A 22,976-nucleotide genomic window follows, 5' to 3' on the forward strand; every position below is an offset into this window, starting at 1 on the left:
CTTACTCCGCCGGCTCCGGGACCGTATCCTGCGCGGTCGTCGACGCCGCCGCCGGCGCGAGCAGACCGCAGATCTCATCGAGCAGGCCGGCATCCCTCAGGATCGTGAAATGGTTGTCGCCAACGAGGCCGCGATCGACCGCTTTCGGCAACTGCAATTCCAGCCGATCACGCTGTGCCAGACGGGTCGAGGTCCACCAGCAGAGCGGCGTGGCTTCGAGGCCCCGCGGCAGCGCGGCGTTCTGCGCCAGCCTGTTGAGGTGCCGTCCGACTGCGAATGCAGCGGACAAATCATCCGCGCCGAGCGAGGCATCGTCCGCTCGCACGCTCCTGCTCTGCTCCACAACAGAAGCGACGAGGTCGCGAATGTGCTCCGGCGTCTCCGGCAAATCAGCACGTTTTGCCGCCTCGACCTGCGCCTTGATGCGAGAGGCCGCAGCGCTCGGGAGGACCGCCGACAGCAATCCGGCGAGATCGTCGGCCCAGTGGGCAATCGCCTCCTGCGGGATCGATCCGTCCGGCTGCCGCGGCACGAAGCTGTCGATCAGCGCGAGACGATCGACGCGCTCACCGCCGCGTTCGAGCTCGGCCGCGACGAGACCGACCAGCAGTCCTCCCAAGGACCAGCCGACCAGGCTGTAGGGACCGCGCGGCTGCATTCGCCGGATCTCGGCCGCGTAGTCCACGGCCATGGCTTCGAGGGAGGCGTCGGTCCACGAGGAATCGACCAGCATTCTCGATTGCAGCCCGATCAGCTGCCGGTGCCCTTCGAGGCGGCGCGCCAGCGGCCCATAGTCGAACACCGTGCCAAAGCCACCGTGCACGCAGAATACCGGATTCACGCCGCGAACCGCGGCATTCAGCGGCAGCAGCGCCGATGGTGCGACGGCGGACGCCGCGGTCGCGCTGCCGGCGAGCAAGGCGCGAATCGTCGGCTTCTGAAGCAGATCGCGCAACTTGATCTCAATCCCGAACGTCTGGTCCTGACGGACCCGCGCCACGACCTTGAGACACAGGATCGAATTGCCGCCAAGCTCGAAGAAATTGTCGGTGACGCCGACCTGCGGCAACTCCAGGATCTCGGACCATAGGCGCGCCATTGCAATCTCTGCCGGGGTTCGCGGGGGGACGAAGCTCCGCATCGACGCATCGGGAGCCGGCAATGCACGCCGGTCGATCTTGCCGCTCGACAATGTCGGCAACCGCTCCAGCACCATGATCCGCGCCGGCACCATATAGGCCGGCAGGATCAGCTTCAGGAAACCGGTCAAGCGCGCGACCAGCGTATCGGCCGCATCAGGCGCGGCGTCTTCTGCAGCCTTCGGTGCGACATAGGCAATGAGCTGATTTCCGGCTGCACTCGGCACTGCCACCACCGTCGCCTGCGCAATCGCCTCGTGACGGAGGAGCGAGGTCTGGATCTCCCCGAGCTCGATGCGGAAGCCGTTGACCTTGACCTGGTCATCGCTGCGGCCGAGATATTCGACGGTGCCGTCCTCGCGCCACCGCGCCAGATCGCCAGTGCGATATAGCCGCGCTCCCGGGGTCGACGAGAATGGGTCGGGGACGAAGCGCTCTGCGGTCATGCCGGCCTTGCCGTGATAGCCCCGTGCCAGCCCGAAGCCGCCGAGATAGAGCTCGCCGGCGACTCCGGCGGGAATGATGTCGAGCGCGGCATCGAGGATGTAGGCGCGGCGGTCTCCGACAGGCACGCCGATCGGCGCGTAGGGCGTGTCGCATTCGGACGCGCCATCGACCTTCCAGACCAGCGGTGTGACGACGGTTTCGGTCGGACCATAACCATTGATCAGAATGCGTGGCTTGAGAACGCGCTTGACCTTGTCGAAGCCCGCCTTCGGCATCGCCTCGCCGCCGAACGAGTAGAGCCTGACCGGCGGTGGATTGCCGCCCTGCTCGACGCAATCGGCGACCTGCTGGAGGTAGGCCGGCGGCAATCCGATATGGCTGACGCGATGGGCGTGCAGGTTCTCGACCGTCTGTTCCGGCGTCCACAATTCGGCGTCACGCATCAACAGCCGTGCGCCATGCGACAGAACTGTGAGCCAGCGCTCATGGGCGCCGTCGAAGGCGAGCGATAGGAAATGCAGCTCGCAGGAGCTTTCGTCGATCTCGTAGAGGCTGCCCGTGACGTGACAGTGCATCGCCAGCGGTCCGTGGGCGACAGCGACGCCCTTCGGCGTCCCCGTCGAGCCCGAGGTGTAGATCACATAGGCAAGGTTCTCGGGGTGCAGTTCGGGCTGCGGCGGATGGTCGGGCCCTGCATCGAAATCGAAGGTGGACAGCGGGATTGTTTCGACACCATCCGCGCCGTCCTCGATTTCCAGCCGTTCCATCAGCAGGAACGCGATCGCGGCATCGCGCATGACGAATGCGCGCCGTTCTGACGGCAACTCGGGATCGAGCGGAACGTAGGCTCCGCCCGCCTTGAGCACGGCTAGCAGCGCCATCATCGTGACTGCGGTTCGCTCGACCACAACGCCAACGCGTTGTTCGGGCCTGAGCCCGCGGGCGATCAGATGATGCGCCAGACGGTTGGCCCTGCGCTCGAGGTCTCCGAACGAGAGCACCGAGCTGCCGACGGTCAGCGCCGTCCGCTCCGGATGACGCCGCGCATGGCCGCTGATCGTCTCATGCACCGGCGGCAGCGGGGCGCTTGACGTCGCGTGCCGATTGCAACGATCCGCAAGGGCGGTGTCGAGTCCGGTGACCGGATCGAGGCTGCCAAGCGGCGCCGTGGCGTCCCGCGTCAGCGCCACCAGCAAATGCTCGAACTGCGCCTTGATCTGCGCCGCATGCACCGCCGTGAAATGGCTGGGCATATAGGTGTATTCGACCTGGAGCGTGTCTTCGACCAGCACCGACAGGTCCATCGGATAGTTCGTCACGTCGACATTCTTCAGGCCGCTGAACTGCAACCCGCCTGCACCGCGGTGCATGCTGCGTTCGATCGGATAGTTCTCGAAGACGATGATGCTGTCGAACATGGTCTGACCGGCGCGGCCGGCCCAGCCCTGGATGTCATAGAGTGGCGTGTGCTCGTAGGCCCGGATCGCCGAATTGCGGTCCTGCAACGCGCGGAGCCATTCTCCGATCGGGCTTTCGGGCGGAAGCGTTTCGATCACGGGCAGCGTGTTGATGAAGAGCCCGAGCATCTGCTGCGATCCGTCGAGACCGGCTGGACGACCGGCCACGGTTACGCCGAACGTCACGGTGTTCTGGCCCGTATAGCGTTGCAGCAGCAGCGCCCACACGCCCTGGACGATCGTGTTCAGCGTGATCCGTTCGCGCCGCGCGAACGCCTTCAGCTCCGCGGTCGTCGTCTCTCCGAGACGTGTGTAACAGCGTTCGTGGCCGGACGCCTGATGGCGGCGCGCGCCGAAGGCATCGGCGAGCTGCGTCGGCTCATCGAAGCTCCTGAGTTGCTCGCGCCAGAACGCTTCGGCAGCCTTGGCGTCCTGCGCGTGCAGCCAGGCGATATAGTCGCGGTAGCGCGTCGCATTCGCGGCGACAGCGCTGCCGTAATAGCACTCCAGGACTTCTCCGACGAACCTGGCCGAGCTCCAACCGTCCATCAGGATGTGATGGTAGGTCCAGATCAGCCGGTACAGGTGGTCCTGGAGCCGCAGAAGCCGCACCCGCTGGAGCGGCGGCCTCTGGAGATCGAACTCGGCGGCGCGCTCATCGGCAAGGGCCGCCGCAATTCTTTCATCACTGATCGCCTGCCCTCGCCAGTCCTCCTGTGCGAACGGCACGGTGGCGTCGCGATAGACGGCTTGCAGCGGAGAGCCGGAGAGCTCACGCCAGAGGAAGCCGGTCCGCAGCATCTGATGACGCGCGCTCACCTCGCGCCACGCTGTGCCGAGGCGTTCCGGGTCGAGGCCCTGGATCTCGACACTGACCTGGTTGACATAAACGCCGCTGCCGGCATCGCGCAGGCTGTGAAACAGCATGCCCTGCTGCATCGGCGACAACGGATAGACGTCCTCGACGCGGCTCCAGTCCAGACCGAGTCGTTCGAGCTGCTCACTGGAGAGTCCCGCTAGCGAGCCGCGCTCCGATGCAGGGTCTTCCTTGTCGGGCTCGACATCTCGGGACGACGCAATCAGCGCCTCGATGGTTTGATGCCGGAACACGTCGCGCGGCTCGATGAGCACGCCTTCGCGCCGCACGCGGCTCACCATCTGCAGCGAGATGATGGAATCGCCGCCGAGCTCGAAGAAATTGTCGGTGACGCCGATATTGGGCTGGCGCAGCAGATCGGCCCAGATCGCAGCCAATGCGGCTTCCGCCGGCGTGCGCGGCGCCACATGCTGGGCGGACGCCACAAGCTGATCCGGCGCCGGCAATGCCTTGCGGTCGATCTTGCCGTTCGGCGTCAGCGGCAGGCGCTCCAGCACCACGATCCGTGCCGGGACCATGTAGTCGGGCAGCACCGAGGACAGCGCTGTTTTGAGCGCCGCGCCATCCAGCGCCTCGCCGCTGACATAGCCGACCAGCTGACGGCCGGCGCCGGCCTCGCGCGCCACCACCACGGCCGCGCGAACGCCCGGCTGTGCCTGCAGCCGCGCCTCGATCTCGCCGAGCTCGATACGGAAGCCGCGGATCTTCACCTGGTAATCGGCCCGGCCGACATAATCGAGCACACCGTCGGACCGCCACCGCGCCACATCGCCGGTGCGGTACAGTCGCGCCCCCGGCGGACCGAAGGGATCGGGGATGAAGCGCTCCGCCGTCAGGCCGCCGCGCCGCCAATAGCCGCGCGCGAGCCCGCTCCCACCGATATAGAGCTCGCCGGCGACGCCGATCGGCGCGAGGTTGAGGTCACCGTCGAGAACATACAGCGTGGTGTTGCCGATCGGGCGGCCCAGCAGCGGACGATCGTCCATCGCATCGAGCCGATGGCGCGCCGACCACACCGTGGTCTCGGTCGGGCCGTACAGGTTCCAGACCTCGCCGGCTTGGGCCACCAGCCGCCGGGCCAGATCCGGCGGCAGCGCCTCGCCGCCGCACAGCACCCGGCAGCTCGCCGGCAGCGCAGGACCGTCGTGATCGAGCAGCATGCGCCAGGTCGATGGCGTGGCCTGGATCACGGACACGCCATGCTGCTTCACGATCGCCTTGAGCTTGGCAGGATCATGCGCGGCCGCGCGATCCGCCAGCACGACGCAGGCGCCGATCGTCAGCGGCAGCCACAGCTCCAGCACTGCGATGTCAAAGGACAGCGAGGTCAGCCCCAGCACGCGGTCGCCGGCCGTCACGCCGGGCTGCTCCGCCATGGCCGCGAGGAAATTGGTCACGGCGTCATGGCGGACCATCACGCCCTTGGGCAGACCGGTCGAGCCCGAAGTGTAGATCACATAGGCAAGGCTCTCGCCGTGAACGGCGACATCGAGATTGCCTGCATCGCCGCCCTCGCCGTCCTGTCCATCGACTAGCCAGGCCTCCGCGCCGGTCTCCGCCAGTATGCCTGCGAACTGATCGTGCAATCTCTCTTGCGTCAGCACCAGCGCCGCGCCGCTGTCGCGCAGCATGTGCGCCAGCCGCTCCGGCGGGTAGTCCGGATCGAGCGGCAGATAGGCCCCGCCCGCCTTCAGCACCGCCAACAGCGCGACCAGCATCTCGACGCCGCGGTCGAGCGCCAGCCCGACCACGACGTCGGTCCCGACGCCGTGATCCCGCAATCGCCGCGCCAGCCGGTTGGCGCGTGCATTCAGCGCGGCATAGCTCAGCTCCGCCTCGCCGAACACCAACGCAATCGCTTGCGGCGACTTCCGGACCTGTGCCTCGAACTGCGCAATGATCCCCTCGCGCGGTTCATCCCGGCGCGTACCGTTCGCCCGTGCAAGCAGGACGTCATCCGCGGGATCGCGGGCCGCGATCATGCCGACCGATCGATCGGCATCCACGCTCAGCGCCTCGATCAGCCGCACAAAGGTTCGCTGCAGCCGTGCGATTTGGGCCTCGTCGAAATATTTGCGCTGATAGTTGAAGACGAGGCGCAGGCGCTCATCGACGCCGATGCTGGCGAACAAGGGATAATTGCTGGTCTCGACGATCCGGGTTTCGCCGACCTGGATCTGCCGGTTCTGTCCGATCAGCGCGCGATCGACCGGGTAATTCTCGAACACCAGGATGCTGTCGAACAGCGGCCGTCCGGGGCGCCCTGCCAGCCGCTGGATCTCATAGAGCGGCGTCGCGCCGAATTCGCGCAAGGCCAGATTGCGATCCTGCAACTCGCGGAGCCATGCGCCGACGGCCTGCTGCGGGCTGACGCCGTCGATGACCGGCAACGTGTTGATGAACAGGCCGACCATCTCTTCGGCGCCGGCGAGTTCCGGCGGTCTGCCGGACACGGTGACGCCGAAGCAGACCGTGCCCTGGCCGGTATACTGTCGCAGCAACTGCGCCCATGCCGCCTGCACCAGCGTGTTCATCGTGATGCGCTCGCGCGCCGCGAATTCCTGCAAGCGTCCGGTCAATATAGAATCCAGCTCCAGCGCGAGCGTGCCGTGGCCGGACAATTGGGCGCCCGTCGGTTCGACGACGCTGCCTGCCAGGAAACTCGGCTCGTCCAGTTCTGCCGTCGCATTGCGCCAGAAGGCCGCCGACGCCTCGCTGTCGCGAGCCTTCAGCCACGCGATGTAGTCGCGATAGCGGTGATGCAGCGCCGGCAGACGTCCCTCGCCATTATGCTGCATCACCTCGGCGATCAGCCGCGCCGAGCTCCATCCGTCGAGCAGGATGTGGTGATGCGTCCAGATCAGCCAATGCCTGTCGTCGCCAAGCCGGATCAGCCGGACCCGCTGCAAGGGTGGTCGCGACAGATCGAACCCGGCGGTCCGCTCCTGCCGCGAGACATCGGCCAGCGCCGCGTCCAGTTGCGCCTGGTCCCACGTCGCACTCCGTGCCCGCCAGTCATCCTCGACAAAGGGCACTTCGGCCCGTCGATAGACGACCTGTTGCAGTGCGCCGGACAGGTCGCGCCAAATGAATCCCGTCCGCAGCACCGCGTGACGATCGCTGGCTGCCTGCCAGGCGCGGCCCAACTTTCCGGCTTCCAGCCCACGGATTTCCGCCGCGACCTGATTGACGTAGAGCCCGCTCTCGCCGTCATGCATCGCGTGGAACAACATGCCCTGCTGCATCGGCGACAATGGGTAGATGTCCTCGATCTCGCGCCAATCGAGCGCAAGCCTGTCGAGTTCGGTCTGACCCAGCCCCGACAACGCCACATCCGATGGAGTCAGGCCGCAAGCGCCGCCGGTGCAGTGATCCACCAGCTCACGCAACGCAGCCTCGTACAACGCGGCCAGCCGCTCGACCGTCTCGCGCCGATAGCGCTTGCGGCCGAAGCCGAATGATAGAAGCAACCGACCATCGCGCACAGTGCCGTTCACGCTCAGCCAGCGCCGCAGCGGGCTCGATGCATCCCGCGATGGGCCGGCGCTTTCCGCTGCCATCTTGAACAGCGCCGCCTCATCGCCCCCATCGATCTGGCCGAGATAGTTGAACGCAATCTTCGGCTCGCCGGCATGCGATAGCGCCAAGCGCTGCTCTTCGGAGCCAAGATAACGCAATACGCCGTAGCCCAGCCCGCGGCCGGGAATGCCGCGAAGCTCCTCCTTCACGGTCTTGATCAATGACGAAGGATCTTCCGAGCCACCGGCCAATCGCACCGGAAATGCCGTCGTGAACCAGCCGACCGTGCGCGAGAGGTCGAGATCGCCGGACAGGTGCTCGCGGCCATGCCCCTCCAGCTCGACGAGAACGTCGTCCTGCCCACTCCACTGCCAGACGGCGCGTGCAAGGCCGGCAAGAAGGAGATCATTGATCTGCGTACGATAAGCCGATGGCGCCTCCGTCAGCAGGCGCTGCGTCCATTGCTCTTCCAACGACAGCAGGATTTCATCGGCATCCGCCATGCGATCGAGGTCGGCATGATCGTCGTCGCAGGGAATGTCCGCATGCGCGCCGCGGCTGGCCCAGTAAGGCAATTCCGCCGCCAGTTCAGGGGACGTTGCGTAGGTCCGTAAGCGCTGTCCCCACAGTGCGTACGCGTGGCTCTTGGGCGGAAGCACAACTGTGGCGTCGCCGTTTCCAAACCGCGCGTAAGCTGCGGCGATGTCCTCCAGCAGAATGCGCCATGACACCCCGTCGACCACGAGATGGTGGATCACGATCAGAAAACGCTGGCTGCCATCAGCGACATCGATGCCGACGGCCCGTAACAGCTCCCCGCCCGAGATCGACAGGCTTGCTTGCACCGACGATGCCAGCGCCGTCACGGCGGCCCGGTCGATCGCCTGCCGCACCCAGAGCAGCGCATCCGCTGCCGGAGCAGAGCCGTGCTCGGCATGCCAGCTCCCCTGCCTCTGCGCGAAGCGGAGGCGCAGTGCGTCATGATGATCGACCACGGCGGCGAGTGCGCGCCGCATCACGTCCCAGTCGAGACGCTCTCTCGGCTGCAAGAGTACCGCCTGGTTCCAATGATCCCGGTTCTCCATGTCGTCCGCAAAGAAGCGGGACTGAATCGGCAAGAGCCGATGCGGGCCGGTGACCTGCCCCTGGTCGGCGAGCGTACCCGCGCGCTGTTGCGAACGCGCTGCAAGCGCCAAAGCTTCCAAGGTCTGGTGCTGAAACACGTCACGCGGTTCGATCAAGTATCCGGCGCGCCGGGCGCGGCTCACCATCTGGAGCGAGATGATGGAATCGCCGCCGAGTTCGAAGAAATTGTCGGTGAGGCCCACGGCCGGCCGGCCGAGCAGCTCGGCCCAGATCGCCGCAAAAGCCATCTCTGCAGGCGTGCGTGGCGCCTGATGATCCGCACGGCCATAGGCCATGTCGGGCGCCGGCAGCGCTTGGCGATCAACCTTGCCGCTCGGCATCAAGGGCAGCCGCTCCAGCACGGCAATTCTCGGCGGCACCATGTAATCCGGCAAGACGGCCGACAGCGCGGTCCGTAAGCCTGCCTCCGTCAATTCGCCGCTGCCACTGACATAGCCGACGAGCTGACGGCCCGTGCCGACATCGCGCGCCACCACGACGGCGGAGCGAACGCCGGGCTGCTCGAGCAGCCGCGCCTCGATCTCGCCGAGCTCGATGCGGAAGCCGCGGATCTTGATCTGGTGATCCGCGCGTCCGACATAGTCGATCGCGCCATCGGCGCGCCAGCGCGCCAGGTCTCCCGACCGATAGAGCCGCTCGCCTTTCTCCCCGAAGGGATCGGGAATGAAGCGCTCCGCCGTCAGCTTCTCGCGCCGCCAATAGCCCCGCGCCAAACCGGCCCCGCCGATGAACAACTCGCCGGTCGCGCCTGCCGGAACCATGTTCAGATCGGCGTCGAGGATGCGGATCGTCACGCCGGGAATGGGTCGTCCGATCGGCACGCGCGTCCCATCCTCGTCGCGACAGGTCCAATAGGTGGCGTTGATGAGCGCCTCGGTCGGTCCGTAGCGATTGTCGAACCGCACATCGGGGAACGCCGCACGCACACGCGTCATGAGATCGACCGACAGCGCCTCGCCGCCAGCAAACAGGCGCTTGAGCGAGGTGCAGCGCGCCGCGCCGGGCTCGGTCACGAAATGCTCGAGCATCTGCGGCACGAAGTGCAGCGTCGTCACGTCATGGGCGATGACGGCGTCCACCAGGAGTCGCGGCTCGCGGTGCGCGCCTGGAGCCGCGATCGCCAGCCGCGCGCCGGTTGCGAGCGGCCACAATATCTCCCAGACCGAGACGTCGAAGCTGAACGGGGTCTTGTGCAGCAAGGTCTCGCCCGGATAGAGACGATACTCCGCCTGCATCCAGCCGAGCCGGGCCGCGAGTGCGCGATGCGAGCAGGCGACGCCCTTGGGTACGCCGGTCGAGCCGGACGTGTACATCACATAAGCCAGGCTGTCCGGATGAAGCGCCGGGTCGGGATTGCCGGCATGGGCTTCGATCCGAGCTTCACCCTCGCCGTCGATTGTCCAGGCCTCGACGTCCGCATCCGTGATCACAGATGCCAGATGCGGAAGCAGCCGTTCCTGGGTCAGCACCAGCGCTGTTCCGCTATCACGCAGCATGTGGAGCAGGCGCTCGGAGGGATAGTCGGGATCGAGTGGCAGATAGGCGGCGCCGGCCTTCAGCACGGCCAGGACGCCGACGATCAGCTCAACGCTGCGCTCGAGCGCCAAGCCGACCAGCCGGTCGCGACCGATCCCGTGCTCCCGCAGCCGCCATGCCAGGCGATTGGCACGCGCGTTCAGCTCGCCATAGCTGATCTGCCGTTCACCGAAGATCAACGCGATCGACGATGGCGAAGCCGCGGCCCGGGCTTCAATCTGCGTGACGATGCTGTCGCCAAACTTCGGTGCCCGCTCGGCGCTGCCGCCCCAGCCAAGCACTATCTGTTTCTCGTCGGTATCGAGGCTGTCCAGCGCGCCCAGCGGCCGCGAGGCGTCCGCCACGACCCTGGCGAGCAGCTGCGACAGCGAGGCTTGCAGATATCTGATATGATCGTCGTCGAAGCGGCTGCGATCGTAGCGAAAGCCCAGATTGATGCCGTCGGGCTTGGCGAAGACCGCCACCGTTAGCGCATAATTGGTAATCGAGACCTGCTCGACCCGGCCGAACCGGCGTCCGCTTTCGCTCTCACCCCGCAGCGCCTGATCGATCGGATAGTTCTCGAACACGAGGATGTTGTCGAACAGCGCGCGACCGGAGCGGCCGGCAAGACGCTGAATTTCGTAAAGCGGCATCCAGCCGTGATCGCGCATATCCGTGTTGCGCGCCTGGAGATCGCGCAGCCACGCTCCGATCTCGGTTTGCGGGCTTGCCTGATCGACGACGGGCAACGTGTTGATGAACAGGCCGACCATCTCCTCGGCCCCGCTGACTTCGGCCGGTCGGCCGGAGACCGTCGCACCGAAGCAGACCGCGCGCTGGCCGGTGTGACGACGCAGCAGCTGCGCCCAGGCGCCTTGCACCAGCGTGTTCAGCGTGACGCGCTCGCGCCGCGCAAAAGCTTGCAGGCTTGCCGTCAGGTCCGCGGTGAGAAGCTGGTCCAGCGAGCCATGGCCGGAAGCACCGCGGGCTGCAGGTCCTCCCACCGTGTCCGCTAGGAAGCTGGGCTCGTCCAATTCGGCCAAGGCCGATCGCCAGAACGAGGCCGACGCCTCGCGGTCCTGCCTTTGCAGCCATGCGATGTAGTCGCGATAGCGGCCCTTCACTGCTGGCAAGCGTGCGCCGCGTTCGTGCTGCAGGATCTCGGCCATCAGATGCGCGGCGCTCCAGCCGTCGAGCAGGATATGGTGGTGGGTCCAGATCAGCCAGTGGCGCGCGTCGTCGAGCCGGATCAGCCGGACCCGCTGCAATGGCGCCTGAGACAGATCGAATGCCCTGGTACGTTCGGCTTGCGCAATACCCGCGAGCGCAACCCGCAGCTCCTCCTCTTCCATGGCGGCCGCCCGCGAGCGCCAGTCTTCTTCATCGAATGGCAAAGGCGCAGAGCGATAGACCACCTGCTGCGCGGCCCCCGACAGCTCGCGCCACGCAAATCCGGTTCGCAACACGGCGTGGCGCGAACTGATCTCGTGCCAGGCTGCGCGCAGCCTGCCGGCCTCGAGACCACGGATCTCCAGGCCGATCTGGTTGACGTAATTGCCGCTCTCGCCATCACGCAGGGCATGGAACAGCATGCCCTGCTGCATGGGCGACAGCGGATAGATGTCCTCGATCTCGCGGCAGTCGATCGTCGCGACCAGCGCGTCGAGATCAGCCTGCTTGAGGTTCGACAAGGCGAAGTCCGACGGCGTGATGCCGCGGGCGCCGCCCGTGCAATGCGCGACGAGTTCGCGCAGGGCCGCCGCGTAATGCTCGGCGAGACGTTCGATCGTTGCGCGCCGGTAACGCCTGCGGCCATAGCTGAACGACAGGCGCAACTGTCCTTCGCCGACCTGACCGTTGATGCTGACCCAGCGGCCAAGCGGCGCGCTTTCGCTGCGCATCGGCCCCGAACTCTCGGACGCGAGGCGAAACGGGGCACTCTCTCCCATGCTGGAATCGAACTGGCCGAGATAGTTGAAGACGATGCGCGGCTCGGGACGTGCCGCCAGGGCGCTCCGCTGCGCTTCGGTGCCGAGATGAAGCAGGACGCCGTACCCCAAGCCGCGGTTGGGAACGGCCCGAAGCTCCTCCTTGACGGATTTGATCAGCGAGGCATCGTCCCCGGAGCCACCGGGCAGCCGCACCGGATAAGCAGTGGTGAACCAGCCGATGGTGCGGGACACGTCCGCACCGTCAAAGACGTCCTCGCGGCCATGGCCTTCGAGCTCGACGACGACGTTCTCGATCCCGCCCCAGCGCGACGCGGCTCGCGCAAGTGCCGCCAGCAGGAGATCATTGACCTGGGTGCGGTAAGCGGTCGGGGCTTCCTTCAGCAGCCGCGTGGTCAATCCGGCGTCGAACGCCAGCAGGACTTCCTCGCCGTCTGCAACCCGGTCGACCCCGCCATGATCGTCATCGCAGGGAAACGCTGCATGCGATCCTCGCTCCAGCCAATAGTCGAGCTCGGCTGCCAGCTCGTCGGTCGCAGCATAGGCCTGCAATCGCGCGCCCCAGGATGCATAAGAGTCGCTCCTCGTCAGCGCGACTGAAGTTGCGCCCCGGCGGAGCTGATCGTACGCCGCCGCAAAGTCTTCGAGCAGCACCCGCCATGACACGCCATCAACGACGAGATGATGCACCACCACTAGAAGACGCTGGCTACCGTCCGCAAGATCCATACCGACCACACGCAGCAGCGGGCCGGCCAGCGACAGGCTGGTCTGGGCTTGTGAGGCGGCCTTCGTGACTGCGGCGGCATCCTGGAGGTCACCACGAATCCACAGCAGCTCGGATGTTGGCGGCGTAGCACCGTAGGTCGCGCGCCAACCGCCGTCGATCTCCTCGAAGCGCAGGCGCAGGGCCGCATGATGCGCGACGAGAGCGGCAAGCGTGAGCTCGACGAGCTTCCAGTCGAGCCGCGACTTCGGCAACAACAGGACGGCCTGATTCCAGTGATGACGGTCCCCTGCATCCTCACCGAGCAACCGCAACTGGATCGGCAGCAGCAGGTGCTCGCGGCCGTCGAGATCGAGCTCAACGGCGACGATCTCCGCTTTGTCTTCACTCCGCGCCACGCGCGCCAGATCCTGCAAGGTCTGATGCCGGAAGACGTCACGCGGCTCGATCAGCAGGCCCGCCTGGCGCGCGCGACCGACCAGCTGCAGCGAGATGATCGAATCACCGCCGAGCTCGAAGAAATTGTCAGTGGCGCCGATGGCGGGCTGGCCGAGCAGCTCGGCCCAGATCGCAGCGAGCACCGTCTCGGCTGCGGAGCGCGGCGCGACATGCGCGGTGGTTGCAGCCGGCATCTCAGGCGCCGGCAGGGCTTCGCGATCGACCTTGCCGTGCGCCGTGAGCGGCAGCTGCTCCAGCCGCATGATGCGGGCCGGCACCATGTAGTCGGGCAGCTCATCCGAGAGCGCCGCGCGCATCGCCGCTTCGTCGAACGGCCCATCGCCGGCGACATAGCCGACCAACTGACGGCTGACGCCGGCTTCACGGGCAACGACCACGGCCGACCGCACGCCGGCCTGCCGCATCAGCCATGCCTCGATCTCGCCGAGCTCGATCCGGAAGCCGCGGATCTTCACCTGATGATCGGACCGGCCCACATACTCGATGACGCCATCGGCACGCCAGCGTGCCAGATCGCCGGTGCGATACAGACGCGCGCCCGGTGCGCCAAACGGATCAGGGACGAAGCGCTCCGCCGTCAGCTCCGCGTGCTGCCAGTAACCGCGCGCCAGCCCCTCGCCGCCGATGAACAGTTCCCCGGTCACGCCGACCGGAACGATGTTGAGATCATTGTCCAGGATGTAGGCCGAGCGGCGGCCCACCGGGCGACCGATCGGGGCATAGTTGCCGTCGATCTCCTCGCTCGCATCGACCTTCCAGACCAGCGGCGTGACCACGGTTTCGGTCGGCCCGTAGCCGTTGATCAATGCCCGCGGCTTGAGCGCGCGCTTGACCTTGTCGAATCCGGCCTTGGGCATCGCCTCGCCGCCGAACGAGTACAGCTCGACTGGCGGCGGATCGCCACGCCACATCGCGAAATCGGCGAGCTGTTGCAGGTAGGCGGGTGGGAACCCGGCATTGGTGACGCGCTGCCGGCGCAGAACCTCGATGGTCTGTTCGGCCGACCACAGGTCGGCATCCCGCATCACAAGCGCGGCGCCGCAGGTCAGTGCGGTCCAGAGCCGCTCATGGGCGCCATCGAAGGTGAAGGACAGGAAGTGCAGCTCGCGCGAGTGCCGATCCATGTCGTAGAGCCCGGCCGTCACCTCGCAGTGCATGGCGAACGGACCGTGTTCGACGGCGACGCCCTTGGGGATGCCGGTGGAGCCGGAGGTGTAGATCACATAGGCAAGGCTGGTTGGCACCACCGCGATCTCCGGATCGCTTTCGCTCTCCTTGGCGAGATCGATCGCGCCGAGCGGAACGACCTCGATGTCAGCCGGCGGCGGCGTCAACGCCGAACCATCCACGTCGACCAGCACGACACGCGCGCCGGCATTGCGGAGGATGCCGACCTGTCGTCTGGCCGGATGCTCGGGATCGAGCGGCAGATAGGCTGCACCCGTCTTCAAGATGGCGAGCAACGCTGCGACGAGGTCGGGCGAACGCCGTGCCGAGACGCCAACGAGATCGTCGCGACCGACGCCGAGACGGATCAGGCGGTGCGCGAGGCGATTGGCGCGACGGTTGAGCTCGGCATAAGTGATTTCATCGTCGCCGAAGACCAGTGCCGGCGCGTCGGGTGTTTCGGCGGCCAGCCGTGCAACCGTCCGATGCACCGGTGTGAACGATGAGCTTGCCGTTTCGTCGTCGGCGCGATTCCATTGCCGCAACTGCCCCAGTTCCTGTTCGGACAGCAACGCCACATCGGCGATCCCTTGCGCGTCGTCGGCGACCATGGCCTTCAGGATCGTGGTCCAATGCGCGGCAAGACGCTCGATCGTCGCCGCCTCGAACAGCGCCGTCGCATAGGTGAAGATGGCGCGGATCTCGCCCGACGGACCCTCGTCTGTATCGAGCGCGAGGTCGAACTTGACGGTATCGACCTCTGTATCGATCGTCTCGATCTGGAGACCGGTCCGATCCGGTGGACTAGCCGACGCCCGACGACGCTGGTGATTGTAGAGGACCTGGAACAGCGGATTCTGACTCAGGCTGCGCGTGAGCTGAAGGATCTCGAGCAGACGTTCGAACGGAAGGTCCTGGTTTTCCTGTGCCTCGACAGTGGCAGCATGGACCACCGCAATGAAGTCCGCGATTGCCGCGCGGCCGTCGATCTGCGTGCGAAGCACCTGGGTATTGACGAACAGACCGATCACGCCCCGCGCTTCGTCGCGATGCCTGTTGGCGACGGGCACGCCGATGCTGATGTCGGACTGGCCGGTGTAGCGATGGAGCAGCAGCTTGAAGCTCGCCAGCAGGACGGCGAACAGGGTCGTGCGATGCCGCCGCGCGAGCGCGCGCAAGCCCTCGGCTAGCGCCGGGTCGAGCGGGATGCGATGTGCCGATCCCGCCAGGTCCGGGATCGCCGTGCGCGGCCGGTCGATCGGCAGCTGGAGCACGGCCGGATCGGCGAGACGCCTGGTCCAGTAGCCGACCTGCCGTTCGCCATCGACCGCGCTCATCCAGAGCCGCTGCCATTCGGCGTAGTCGGCATAGTCAATATCCGACTCCGGCAGCGCCGGTGCTTCACCGCATGCGAATGCCGCGTACAGCTTCCAGAACTCGTCGACCAGCACGCCCATCGACCAACCGTCGGCCACGATATGGTGCAGGCTGACGACGAGGAAGTGATCGCGCTCGTCGAGCGTCAGCAGCGCCGCGCGCATGAGCGGGCCGGCCTCGAGATCGAACGGCAGCGAGACCTGCTGCCGCGCCAGCTCGCGCGCCTGCCGTTCGCGGTCGTCGCCATCGAGGGCCAGGTGCCGCAATGCGGCCGGCTGCGGAACCTGGATGACTTGTTCGGCCTGCTCCCCTTCCTGCCGAAAGACGGTGCGAAGCGCGCTGTGGCGGGCCACGAGCATATCGAACGCCTGTTGCAATGCGCGTGGTTGCAGCTGGCCGCGCACGCGTACCGTCGCCGATATGTTGTAGGCGGCGCTGGACGGATCCATCCGCCACAGGAACCAGAGGCGCGCTTGCGCAAAGGACAGCGGCGCCCGCTTTCGCTCCTGGCGCACGATGGGCAGCATGGCGAGGTTGACGCCCTTCGCCGCGAGCTGCGACAGGAACGCGTGCTGCTTGCCGGAATCGAGCCGCATCAGGCGCCGTGAAATGTCGCGCAGCTGCTGCTTTTGCGTGGTTGCCGTGTCACTCATCGGACAGTTCGACTTCCTTCAACATGTCGAGCATCGCTACGATGTCGTCGCTTCGCTTGTCGGTCTCGCTCTCCAGGGCCAGCGCAGCAGCCATGGTTTCAACGGTTGTCAATTCAAACAGACGATTGAGCGGCAGGTCGTGGCCGAGATCGCGCTTGATGCGGCTGACGAGCTGGACCGCGATCAAGGAATCGCCGCCGAGCTCGAAGAAATTGTCGGTGACGCCGATATTGGGCTGGCGCAGCAGATCGGCCCAGATCGCAGCCAATGCGGCTTCCGCCGGCGTGCGCGGCGCCACATGCTGGGCGGACGCCACAAGCTGATCCGGCGCCGGCAATGCCTTGCGGTCGATCTTGCCGTTCGGCGTCAGCGGCAGGCGCTCCAGCACCACGATCCGTGCCGGGACCATGTAGTCGGGCAGCACCGAGGACAGCGCTGTTTTGAGCGCCGCGCCATCCAGCGCCTCGCCGCTGACATAGCCGACCAGCTGACGGCCGGCGCCGGCCTCGCGCGCCACCACCACGGCCGCGCGAACGCCCGGCTGTGCCTGCAGCCGCGCCTCGATCTCGCCGAGCTCGATACGGAAGCCGCGGATCTTCACCTGGTAATCGGCCCGGCCGACATAATCGAGCACACCGTCGGACCGCCACCGCGCCACATCGCCGGTGCGGTACAGTCGCGCCCCCGGCGGACCGAAGGGATCGGGGATGAAGCGCTCCGCCGTCAGGCCGCCGCGCCGCCAATAGCCGCGCGCGAGCCCGCTCCCACCGATATAGAGCTCGCCGGCGACGCCGATCGGCGCGAGGTTGAGGTCACCGTCGAGAACATACAGCGTGGTGTTGCCGATCGGGCGGCCCAGCAGCGGACGATCGTCCATCGCATCGAGCCGATGGCGCGCCGACCACACCGTGGTCTCGGTCGGGCCGTACAGGTTCCAGACCTCGCCGGCTTGGGCCACCAGCCGCCGGGCCAGATCCGGCGGCAGCGCCTCGCCGCCGCACAGCACCCGGCAGCTCGCCGGCAGCGCAGGACCGTCGTGATCGAGCAGCATGCGCCAGGTCGATGGCGTGGCCTGGATCACGGACACGCCATGCTGCTTCACGATCGCCTTGAGCTTGGCAGGATCATGCGCGGCCGCGCGATCCGCCAGCACGACGCAGGCGCCGATCGTCAGCGGCAGCCACAGCTCCAGCACTGCGATGTCAAAGGACAGCGAGGTCAGCCCCAGCACGCGGTCGCCGGCCGTCACGCCGGGCTGCTCCGCCATGGCCGCGAGGAAATTGGTCACGGCGTCATGGCGGACCATCACGCCCTTGGGCAGACCGGTCGAGCCCGAAGTGTAGATCACATAGGCAAGGCTCTCGCCGTGAACGGCGACATCGAGATTGCCTGCATCGCCGCCCTCGCCGTCCTGTCCATCGACTAGCCAGGCCTCCGCGCCGGTCTCCGCCAGTATGCCTGCGAACTGATCGTGCAATCTCTCTTGCGTCAGCACCAGCGCCGCGCCGCTGTCGCGCAGCATGTGCGCCAGCCGCTCCGGCGGGTAGTCCGGATCGAGCGGCAGATAGGCCCCGCCCGCCTTCAGCACCGCCAACAGCGCGACCAGCATCTCGACGCCGCGGTCGAGCGCCAGCCCGACCACGACGTCGGTCCCGACGCCGTGATCCCGCAATCGCCGCGCCAGCCGGTTGGCGCGTGCATTCAGCGCGGCATAGCTCAACTCCGCCTCGCCGAACACCAACGCAATCGCTTGCGGCGACTTCCGGACCTGTGCTTCAAATTGCTCGATCAACGACTCTCGCCGATCATGCGCCTGCGTCCAATTCCACGTCTCCAGCAACAGTTGGCGCTCGTCGGGGGGCAAAATGTCGAGCTGCCGGACCGGCGCACGCGGCGCATGGTCCAGCGCATCGGCCAATTGGTCGAGCGCTTGCTGCATCAAGGCGCAGATGCGATCAGCCGAGAACGGATCGACGATCTGAGCGGTCAGACCAAGCGCTCGACCATAATCCTCGATGGCCAGCATCAGCGGATAATTGGTGCGCTCCTCGCCACCGAGCCATTCGATGCCGGAGTGTTCTCTGTTGGCAGCCAGATCCGCCGGCATTGCATTGTGCCGATAGTTCAGTATCGCGCTGAACAGAGGCGCGGGTGCCGTGACGCCGCTGCATCGCTGTGCGAGCGCCAGCGAGGCGTGCTCGTGTGCTATCAGCTCGGTCAGCCGACGATGCGCATCACGAACGCCGTCCTCGACCGCCGTGTCGTCGAGATCGAGCCGCAGCGGCAAGGTGTTGATGAACAGGCCCATGGTGCGATCACCGCCGGCGCCAGCCTGCATGCGACCGAACAAAACAGTCCCGAACACCACGTGCTCGCGCCCACTGGTTCGCGCTATCACCTGGCCCCAGGCGAGGTGGCAAAGGCTGGCGAGGCTGACGCCCAACCGCCGCGCCTGCGCACGAAGCCTTGCGTTCAAGCTCTCGGGCAGCATCAGCCGGGCTTCGGCCATGCCGGCACCGTCGCCGTGCACTCGGTCCAGACCAAACGGCGTGGTCGGCTCGTCGATGTCGGCGAGCATGCCGCGGAAAAAACGCTCATGCTCCGCGGTCGCCGCCGATCCGCGCGTCTGTGCCACCAGATTCCGGAACGGATAAGGCGGCGGCAATTCGTGACTCCGCCCGGACAGGATCTTACCGACCTCCTCGTGCATCACTTCGAGCGTGGAGTGGTCGCCGATCAAATGATGCAGCAGAACCAGGAGCAGCCAGCGCTTTCCGCCGGGATCGGCCGCGACTGCAAATCGCAGCAGCGGCGGCCGCCCAAGATCGATCCGATGCAAACGCGGATCGAATCGTCGAGCCAGCTGCTCATCCGCCGGACCTTCGCCATCCAGCACGACCTCGCTGACGACCAAGGGCGCCTGTCGCCAGACCACCTGAGCCGGCGTGGACAGTCCGCTCCACACGACGGACGTTCGCAGGATGTCGTGACGGGCGACCACCTGCCGGACCGCGTCGAGATAGCGATCGAGCAGGTCGCGGTCGGAAAAAGCCATCCGGCCAACCAGCAGATAGGGATCGCCTTCCTTCGACAGCAGGTGATGGAAGAGGATGCCATCCTGAAGTGGCGAGAGGCCGTAGACGTCCTGGATGTTGGCGACGCCGCCGGGAACGTCGGCCACGATGCTGTCGATGTCGGATTGCGTTAGCGTGATCAGCGGCAACAATTCCGGTGTGATCGCCGTCGTCTGCTGGGTGATCCGATTGACCGGAACGTCGGCTTCTACGCCGCCATCGAGGCTGGCGGCAAAGTCCGCCAGCACCGGCTTCGCGAACAGCATGCGCGCATCCACCCTCAGCGCATGCCGCTGCAATCGCTCCAGCATGCGCACTGCGAGTAGCGAGTGGCCGCCGAGCTCGAAGAAGTGGTCACTGCGTCCGATCCGATCGACGCCCAAGAGCTCGGCCCAGATATTTGCGACAATCTGCTCGACCTCGCCTCGCGGCGGTTCGAAACGGCGCCGCGCATATGCATCGTTCTCCGGCGCCGGCAGCGCCTTGCGGTCGACCTTGCCATTCGGCGTGAGCGGGAGTGCATCGAGACTTACGAACGCTGACGGCACCATGTAGTCCGGCAGACACGCACGCAGGTAATCGCGCAACGCGCTGGCAAGCTCTCCGCCATCGCGCCTTACGCCCCCCCTAGCGGCCACATAGGCGACCAGCCGCATATCGCCGCCATGATTGCGCTGCACCAGCACGATTGAATCGGCAACGTCGGCGTGCTCGTTGAGCCGAAACTCGATCTCGCCGAGCTCGACGCGAAAGCCACGGATCTTGACCTGGTGGTCGTTGCGGCCGAGAAACGCAATATTGCCGTCCGGGAGATAGCGGCCGAGATCGCCGGTGCGGTACATGCGTGCATCGGCATCGCCGCAGAAGGGATCGCGCTCGAAGCGTTCCGCCGTCAGATCGGCGCGATTGAGATAACCGCGCGCGACACCGACCCCTCCGATATGGATTTCACCGACCGCGCCGAGCGGAACGGGCGTACCGAACCGGTCCAGGAGATAGATTCGCGCATTCGGCAGCGGTCGACCGATCGGAGCGGCGGCGCCGTCAAAACCCTGATGCCGCAACCAGCTCGTGGCGCAGACCGTTGCCTCCGTCGGCCCGTAACCGTTGAAGACGGCGATGTCAGCAGGCACTTCCTTGACCAGCTCGGCCCTGGGCAATTCACCGGCAAGAACGAGGACCCGCAACGAGGCGAGCCGATCCAGATCGGTCCGCCCGTGCAGCATCGCCGGCGGCAGGGTCGCATGCGTGATCGCGTTGTCCGCGAGATAGCCGAACAATGCCGCGGTGTCCTGATGCTCGCGCGTGCCGGCCAGAAACAGCGCGGCGCCCGAGCACAGCGCCATGACGATTTCCCAGATGCTGGCATCGAAGCTGAGTGAGGCAAACTGAACGACGCGGCTGCTCGAATTGACGTTGAACAACGCCCGCTGCGCCAACGCCAGATTCACCAGGCCACGGTGCTCGACCATCACCCCCTTCGGCCGACCGGTCGAGCCGGACGTGTAGATGATGTAGGCGAGGCTTCGCGCAGTCAGTCCTTCGAGAAGATCACTCGGATCCGATGTCGCCTGCCCCGCGTCTGCGTCGGGGTCGACCATCTCGCAGGTCCCATCTGGAATGATCGCGCGTCCTGTGCCGTCTGCGATCAGCAGGCGCGGCCTGGCATCGTCGATAATCTGACGTAGCCGCTCCGCAGGATAAGCGGGATCGAGCGGCAGATAGGCACCGCCCGCCTTCAGCACGGCCAGCAGGCTCACCACCATTGCGATGCCCCGCGGCAGGCAGATCGCAACGGGCTGATCCGGCACCACTCCCAAGGTGATCAAGTGCCGCGCAAGCCTGTTCGCTCGCGCATCGAGCTCGCTATAGCTCAGACGAACGTCCTCGTACGCCAGCGCAATGGCGTCCGGCGCCCTTCTCACCTGCTCCGCAAATAGATCGTGAATGCAGCTTTCGGAGGGAAACGGCGTGGCCGTCTCGTTCCACGCGTCGAGAACGCGCCTGCGCTCATCGACACCAATGATATCGATCCGGTCGACCACCTGGTTCGCATCGGAGATCATGGCCCGCAGCACGGTCAACAGATAGCCCCGATAGCGCGTGATCGTCGCTTCGTCGAACAGCGACGTCGCATAATTCAGGGAGCCGACAATGCGCCCGTCCATCTCGCCGAGATTGAGCTCGAGATCGAACTTGACCTGTTGCAGCGGAATATCAGCGACCTCGGCCTTGAGGCCGGGCAACTCGAGGGGTCCCATGTCGCTGCTTTGCCAGGCGAACGCGACCTGGAAGACCGGCGTCTGCGCCGGCCGTCGCAGCGGTTGAACGATCTCGACGACCTGCTCGAACGGCAGATCCTGATGATCCTGCGCCGCGAGCGCCGCCGCGCGCACGCGACGGAGTAGCTCGGTGACGCTCGGCTCGGCCGCGAGATTGACGCGGAGAGCGAGCATGTTGACGAAGAAGCCGATCAGGCCCTCGATCTCGGGCCTGTTTCGGTTGGCGGTCGGCGTCCCGATCACGACCTCCGTCTGACCGGAGAGTCTCGACAGCACGACTGCCCAGGCTGCCAGCACCGTCATGAAGGTGCTGGCGCCATGCGACTGGCTCAGTCGGCGGATGCCGGACGCCAGCTCCGCATCGATCTCGATCGGCAGGGACGCGCCGGCGAGCGACCTGATTGGCGGCCGCGGCCGGTCCGTCGGCAATTCGAGCACAGCAGGAGCGTCCGCGAGTGCTTCTCGCCAATAGTCGACCTGCCGCTGCAAGCGTTCGCCCGACAGCCATTGTCGCTGCCAGGCGGCATAGTCTGGATACTGAATTGCCAATGGCGGCAGAGGATCGTCCTTGCCTGCGGCAAAAGCCGGGTAGAGAGCACCGAGTTCGCGCACCAGAACGCCGATCGACCAGCCATCGGACACAATGTGATGCTGGGTGAGCAGGAAGAGATGGTCGCGCTCTGCCGTCCGGATCAGCCGGCCGCGGATCAACGGTCCTGCGGCGAGATCGAACGGCGTCGCGGCCTCCTCGCGGCAGAGGCGCGCCAGCTCCTGCTCGCGATCGTCCCGGCTACTGAGATCATGTTCGAGCAGCGGCACACGTTCATCCATCGGCAGCAGCACCACGCGGGGCTGTTCGTCCACCATGCGAAAGACGCTGCGCAGCGATTCGTGGCGCGCGAACACACGGTCGATGCTGCGACGCAAGGCTTCGAGATCGAGCTCGCCCGAAAGCCGCAATGCGCCGCGAATGTGATAGCTGGAATTCGCACCATCGAGCTGCGCCAACAGCCAGAGCCGCTGCTGCGCAAAGGACATCTCCAATGATCCGCCCCGGGCCACCACCGGAATGGCGCTAGCGCCACTCCTGTCGGCACTCCGGCCACGATCCCTGGCCAGCGCGACGAGCTTTCTCATCTGCTGGGGATCCAGATCGCGTAAGCTCGGCTTTGCCGTGTCAGCCAT

At 66.2% G+C, this 22,976-nt stretch carries 2 protein-coding genes; both read right to left on the bottom strand.

Going from position 1 to position 22,976, the window contains the following annotated elements; genetic code table 11:
* Position 1: 1 nt before the first annotated feature.
* Positions 2 to 16,435, bottom strand: coding sequence for a non-ribosomal peptide synthase/polyketide synthase (locus AC066S_RS24410; protein WP_478270816.1), 16,434 nt, complete (start codon positions 16,433 to 16,435; stop codon positions 2 to 4).
* The gene (locus AC066S_RS24415; RefSeq protein WP_478270817.1) at positions 16,428 to 22,976 is read right to left on the bottom strand and encodes an amino acid adenylation domain-containing protein; all 6,549 of its coding nucleotides are present in this window, start codon (positions 22,974 to 22,976) and stop codon (positions 16,428 to 16,430) included. The genes AC066S_RS24410 and AC066S_RS24415 overlap by 8 nt, the downstream gene beginning before the upstream one ends.

It is taken from the genome of Bradyrhizobium sp. CFUWI, from assembly GCF_056429085.1.

Bases quoted from the DNA above. Each gene is read 5' to 3' on its own strand.
- AC066S_RS24410 (WP_478270816.1), bottom strand. From the start codon at position 16,435: ATGAGTGACACGGCAACCACGCAAAAGCAGCAGCTGCGCGACATTTCA.
- AC066S_RS24415 (WP_478270817.1), bottom strand. From the start codon at position 22,976: ATGGCTGACACGGCAAAGCCGAGCTTACGCGATCTGGATCCCCAGCAG.